Genomic DNA, 284 nt, shown 5'->3' on the forward strand with positions numbered 1-284 from the left:
TCCTTTTATAGGAAAGACCCACATTCAAAATTGTCAGGGAAACACTATCACGATGAAAAACCCTGCTTGTACTGGCATGTAATTCACTCGAATCCCCCGTCGTCTCAATATCGGTAAAATTGCCAGGAAGAATACTTTGATAATTATAAGCATAGCCATTTAAACCAAAGCTCCAATAACCATAGGGAATGCTCACACTCGCTGAAATGTTATTGCTATGGCCCTCTTGTGTGCTCCCACCCCAATAATCTGATTGACTGCGTTGATAGCTAAAATTCCACGCA

Annotated in this window: 1 protein-coding gene; it reads right to left on the reverse strand. The window is 41.2% G+C overall.

The genetic code is table 11. From position 1 onward, the window contains the following. Positions 1–284: ShlB/FhaC/HecB family hemolysin secretion/activation protein (locus ACFINS_RS09995; RefSeq protein ID WP_375706175.1), on the reverse strand; the 284-nt coding region annotated here is incomplete at both ends.

This window comes from Bartonella sp. AA2SXKL (genome assembly GCF_042197205.1).
Lineage (GTDB): Bacteria > Pseudomonadota > Alphaproteobacteria > Rhizobiales > Rhizobiaceae > Bartonella.